Below are 5050 nucleotides of genomic sequence, written 5' to 3'. Positions count from 1 at the left end.
TGGCCTTCAACCTGACGATCCTGGAGCGTCATCTCGGATCGGGTTGTGGCTTTCCTTAGCAGCCTGGCCTGAGCATCGTGCCTTCCCCCGTCCGCCTATCCCTCCAACCCGACACGACGACTTAACGCGGCTCCCGCTGCGCGATGAGCGCAGCGGGGGTAAGGGGGAAACCACCCCAAAACCCATCGAAAACGAGATAGTTCAACAAGCCGCCAAGAGTTTCGGCTACGAGGGGGACGCCGAAAGTCTACGCGACTTCCGCTACCTCCTAACCGAAGATTGAGCTGACATGGACTACTAAAAGTCGACAACGACACATTTTTATCAGCCCCCTTTAGCCCCGGATGGGGCGACAGCACGGTGCCGTGGGTCTTGACCCACGGAGTCAAACGCAAAAAACCAAAGCCCCGGCAGGGGCGATAGCGAGCAAATTTCAGCTCGACTAAACCTCCGGCACAAGTTCGGGTTCGGGTTTTGGTTTGATCACCGGTGGCCAATGGCCACCGGCAGAGTGCTAACGCCCCATCCGGGGCTAACGTAAGCACCAGCGGCCCATGCCCACGCGGTTCGGCGGTTCAGTGCCGTGGTTTTCCGGAAATACATGCTGTCGCAGCGTTATACGGTAGGGCTGCAAAATGCCGTAACTCGCTATGGCTCGCTATGGCCTACACAACTACACAACGTCTGCCGACAAGTCTGTCAGGATCCAGCTTTCGGGCTAGGCTTCTTGCGATTCGTGTTGGTCCGGGATTGGGATCGAGGCGACGAGTGCGATGATTCGGTCGTTGGCGGTTGGGGTTTGCGGATGGCCCACTGTGTTGAATTTCACGACGCCGTCGGACGTGATGACGCACAACAGATCCGCACCGTTTCGGTAGCGTTTGCGGAAATCGTCGTACGAGTATTCATCGCTCAGGGCGGTCAACTTGAACTTCGCGCCCATCTTGTGCTGATCACGGATTTTGGAAAACGTCAATCCTTCGCCAAAGAGTTCACGTCCCATCAGGTTCTTCGTCATGCCGCGGCGCTCGTGCAAATTTGCGACATTGAACGTCATTTGATAGGCACCCGCACGACCAAAGAATTCGCGGCATTCCTTCACCGCCAACGAATTGACTTCGTCATTGGGCGTCATCGCTAAAAAGTTTCCGATCCCCGCCAACGACAATTCTTCTCGCGCGCCCTCATTCAAAATGTTGGCACAAACCGCATCCAATCCATCGACCTTGGCCTGTGAGACTTTGTTGTAGTTCGTGTCCACCAACAAAACTGGGATGTCAGCTTTCTTAAAAAGCAACGCGAAGTCTCGCACCCAACCGTCGGCACCGGCGATCAACAAGCCGTTGGTTTTTTCATCAGCAAGGTGCAACCACTTTGCAAGGGGCGCAGCCGCCAAGCCGTACACCGTGACCGTGCCAACAATCACCAAAAACGTGACCGTCGCCAATTGATCAGCACCGGGTAAATCGATGCCAGCGGTTCGTTCCAGTTCCAACGCAAACACACTGCTCACCGCCGCCGCAACAATCCCTCGCGGTGCAAGCCCTGCAACAAACGTACGCTCGCGATAATCCAGTTTGGAACCAACCAGCGAAATGAAAACCGCCAATGGGCGGATCACCAAAATCAAAACGGCCAAGAAACCGATGCCCGGTAAACCGACATCGTAAACGTCCATCAGGTCGATTCGTGACCCAAGCACGACGAACAGACAACCGATCAACAACGTACGCAGGTTCTCTTTGAACTCGATCACGTGCTCGATCTCGAACCCATGCTGGTTCGTCAACCACATGCCCATCACGGTGACGGTGATTAATCCCGATTCGTGTGCAAAGTAATTGCTGATTGCGAACAGAAGCAAACCGATCGAAAGTGCCGCGACGCCGTGAAGGTTGTCAGGCAACCAAAAACGTTTTAGCGCAACGGTCAGGGCGACACCACCGATTACACCTAGGACCGTGCCTATCAATGCCGTTTGAACCAGCAACCATCCGGCTGAACCCAGTGAGGCACTGCCAGCGTCCAGCAACGAGTGCTCCAGATGCTCGAACACCAGCACAGCCAAAACTGCGCCGATTGGATCGATCACAATGCCTTCCCACTTCAACGTTGCGGCAACTCGTCGCGTCGGCCGGACCTGTCGAAGCAGCGGGCCAATGACCGTAGGCCCCGTGACCGTTAAAATTGCACCTAGCAGGAAACAAACTTGCCAAGAAAAATCGAGGCAATAGTGGGCCGCCAACGTGCAACTTAGCCACGTGACCACCGCGCCGATCGTACACAAACGCAGCGCCGCGCCGCCAGCTTCCTGGACTTCGCCAAGCTTCAGCGACAACCCACCCTCGAACATGATCACTGCGACGGCCAACGAGACCAGCGGAAACAGTATTTCTGGGCCGGCGTTCACGTCGCCAGCCGTTAATTCCGCCAAGTAAGTGTCCGGCTTTACGAACTGCCCCAATGCGACACCAAACAACAGCAGCAACAAAATGCTGGGCAGGTTGGTGCGCCAGGCGATCCACTGGGCTGCGACACCCAACGCTGGAACGATGGCTAGGTAGAGTAAGAAATCCATGGGCTCGCAGCGAAAAATAGGACGGCGTCGGATCAGCATTGTGATTCGCAAGCACCTTTGACGGAAGCCTGGGCGAATCCGAATCATTCGATAGACTACGGACCAATCAATCTCGCCCGAACTGCTTCCCCAACAGCGTCCCGCCACCCACCAAGATCGACTTTGCCCAGGCCTTCATCCGAAACATCGATTCCGCCAGTGGCCGATTGGTTCCAGAACGGATTCCACCGGTTTTTGGGCGGCTATTTGAGTCGGCATTTTCACGCGATCGCGGTCGACCGCACCGCTCGGCCCGACAACGATGGTGGTTTGATTCCCGGTGAGCCAGTGATTGTGTTCGGTAATCATCCGTCGTGGTGGGATCCGTTGATCGGACACTTCTTGAATCGATCACTCTTTGGCGGGCGACAGTTTTTCGCTCCCATCGATGCCGAAGCGCTTCAAAAGTACAAAGTGTTCGGCAAGCTTGGTTTTTTCGGAGTCGATCTAGGAAAACGCAGTGGTGCATCGGAGTTTCTGAGCACCAGTCAGCAGATTCTGTCGCGCGACGATGCCGCACTCTGGATCACGCCCGAAGGCCGGTTCACGGATGTTCGAGATCACACCGAAACGCTGATGCCCGGGCTGGCGCATCTCTGTCACCGGAACGTACGTGGCTGCGCGGTCGCGATGGCACTGGAGTATGTTTTTTGGGACGAACGATCGCCTGTTTGCTTGGCTCGGTTTAGTAAACCGATCGCTTTGGCTGATCATTCCGATTGGAACAAGTCGCAGTGGAACGATCATCTGACTGACGTGATGCGACAGAACCAAAACTGTTTAGCGACGCTGGCGATCGCTCGTGATTCGTCACCGATGGATAATTTGCTGCGAGGAAAAACCGGTGCGGGCGGAGTTTACGACTTGATGCGCCGATCAAAATCTTGGGTCACGGGGCAACCGTTCCAGAGTCAACATGGAAACCAATTTTGATGATGACCTTGGCCGTGATCGGACTCGTGCTCGCCGCCATCGCGGCAGCCGGCTTCCTGAACAACGTCTCCGCGTTTGACCAACTTTGTGATGGTGATGTCGATACGGAGGTCAATGAGAAAGTATCGGTGTTGATTCCGGCTCGTGACGAGGAGTCAGGAATTCTGGCCAGCGTCAGTGCAGCTTTGGCAAGCGAGGGCGTCGAGGTTGAAGTCGTCGTTCTGGATGATCATTCCACCGATAACACTGCCGCAATTGTCCAAGGTTTGTCTAGCGTAATGTTGTCCAGCGGCGATGATCGGTTGCGATATGCATCGAGTCCAGAATTGCCATCAGGCTGGAACGGAAAACAGCATGCGTGTTTCCAGTTGTCCAAGTTAGCCAAGCATGATCGGTTGCTTTTCCTGGACGCCGATGTTCGCTTGGCACCCGATGCCGTCGCTCGTTTGGTCGCCTATCAAAACAAACATGACGCTCGATTGTTGAGTGCTTTCCCACGTCAAGAAACCGGCACGTGGTTGGAAAAGCTGATCATTCCGATGATGCACTATGTCTTGCTTTGCTACCTGCCATTTTCACGGATGCGAAAGAGCACTTCTGCGGCGTACGCATCGGGTTGCGGGCAATTGTTTTGTACCCGTGCGGCTGATTACCAGACCGCTGGCACGCATCAAGGCATTGCGGCGTCTCGGCATGACGGCATCAAACTGCCACGGCTCTACCGAGACGCCGGATTGTCAACCGATGTCGTGGATGGTTCTGCGATCGCGGTTTGTCGAATGTACCACGGTGCAAGGGAGGTCGTTCGCGGAGTGCTAAAGAATGCGACGGAGGGAATCGCTAACGTGCGATTGATTATTCCGTTCACAATTCTGCTGGTCGGCGGCAGCGTCTTGCCGGCGGCCATGGCGGTGGTTGCGGTCGTCGCGGGACGTCCCGGATTGTTGATCGTATCGGCCGTCGGAATCGTGCTAGGTCATTTACCGCGATGGATTGCGGCGAAGCGGTTTCAGCAATCGTTTTTGGGCGTCGCGTTTCACTGGATCGCCGTTGCCGTGTTCATTGTTTTGCAGTGGATCGCGTTTCTGCAATCGATCATCGGCTACCAAGTTGCATGGCGCGGACGAAAGTAGCGCTGGCCCTGGCGTGATGAAAATGTGTCGTTGTCAAGTTTTCACGCCCCTTGCAAGTAGGCCGTAGCGAGCCATAGCGAGTTACGGCGTTGCGCAGATTGCCGTAACTCGCTAAGGCTCGCTACGACCTACATGCTGGCGATCAGGGAAATGTGCCGTTGTCAACTTGTCACGACCCTTGCAAGTAGGCCGTAGCGAGCCATAGCGAGTTACGGCGTTACGCAGATTGCCGTAACTCGCTAAGGCTCGCTACGGCCTACATGCTGGCGATCAGGGAAATGTGCCGTTGCCAACTTGTCTCGACCGTTGAAAGTAGGCCGTAGCGAGCCATAGCGAGTTACGGCGTTGCGCACATTGCCGTAACTCG

The 5050-nt window shown here is 55.5% G+C and carries 3 protein-coding genes; 2 read left to right on the top strand and 1 reads right to left on the bottom strand.

The genetic code is table 11. The features are described 5' to 3' along the window. Nucleotides 1-718: 718 nt before the first annotated feature. A complete protein-coding gene (locus RC85_RS24775; RefSeq protein ID WP_068267469.1) occupies nucleotides 719-2578 on the bottom strand; it encodes a cation:proton antiporter in 1860 nt (619 codons plus the stop codon). A gap of 198 nt (nucleotides 2579-2776) precedes the next feature. Between RC85_RS24775 and RC85_RS24770 the strand changes: the two genes are divergently transcribed. Together RC85_RS24770 and RC85_RS24765 are read left to right on the top strand one after the other, a co-directional pair. Then, on the top strand, nucleotides 2777-3550 hold the full coding sequence (locus tag RC85_RS24770) for a lysophospholipid acyltransferase family protein (protein ID WP_235033143.1): 774 nt from the start codon (nucleotides 2777-2779) through the stop codon (nucleotides 3548-3550). Next, nucleotides 3550-4683: a glycosyltransferase family 2 protein gene (locus RC85_RS24765; protein ID WP_068267463.1), complete on the top strand. Its 1134-nt coding sequence runs from the start codon at nucleotides 3550-3552 to the stop codon at nucleotides 4681-4683. The genes RC85_RS24770 and RC85_RS24765 overlap by 1 nt, the downstream gene beginning before the upstream one ends. Nucleotides 4684-5050: the final 367 nt, after the last annotated feature.

The sequence above is a fragment of the Rubripirellula obstinata genome (genome assembly GCF_001642955.1).
GTDB lineage: Bacteria > Planctomycetota > Planctomycetia > Pirellulales > Pirellulaceae > Rubripirellula > Rubripirellula obstinata.
Note: the sequence above shows the minus strand (reverse complement) of the source record. Positions and strands in the feature narration are given on the sequence as shown.

Bases quoted from the DNA above. Each gene is read 5' to 3' on its own strand.
- RC85_RS24765 (WP_068267463.1), top strand. From the start codon at position 3,550: ATGATGACCTTGGCCGTGATCGGACTCGTGCTCGCCGCCATCGCGGCA.
- RC85_RS24775 (WP_068267469.1), bottom strand. From the start codon at position 2,578: ATGGATTTCTTACTCTACCTAGCCATCGTTCCAGCGTTGGGTGTCGCA.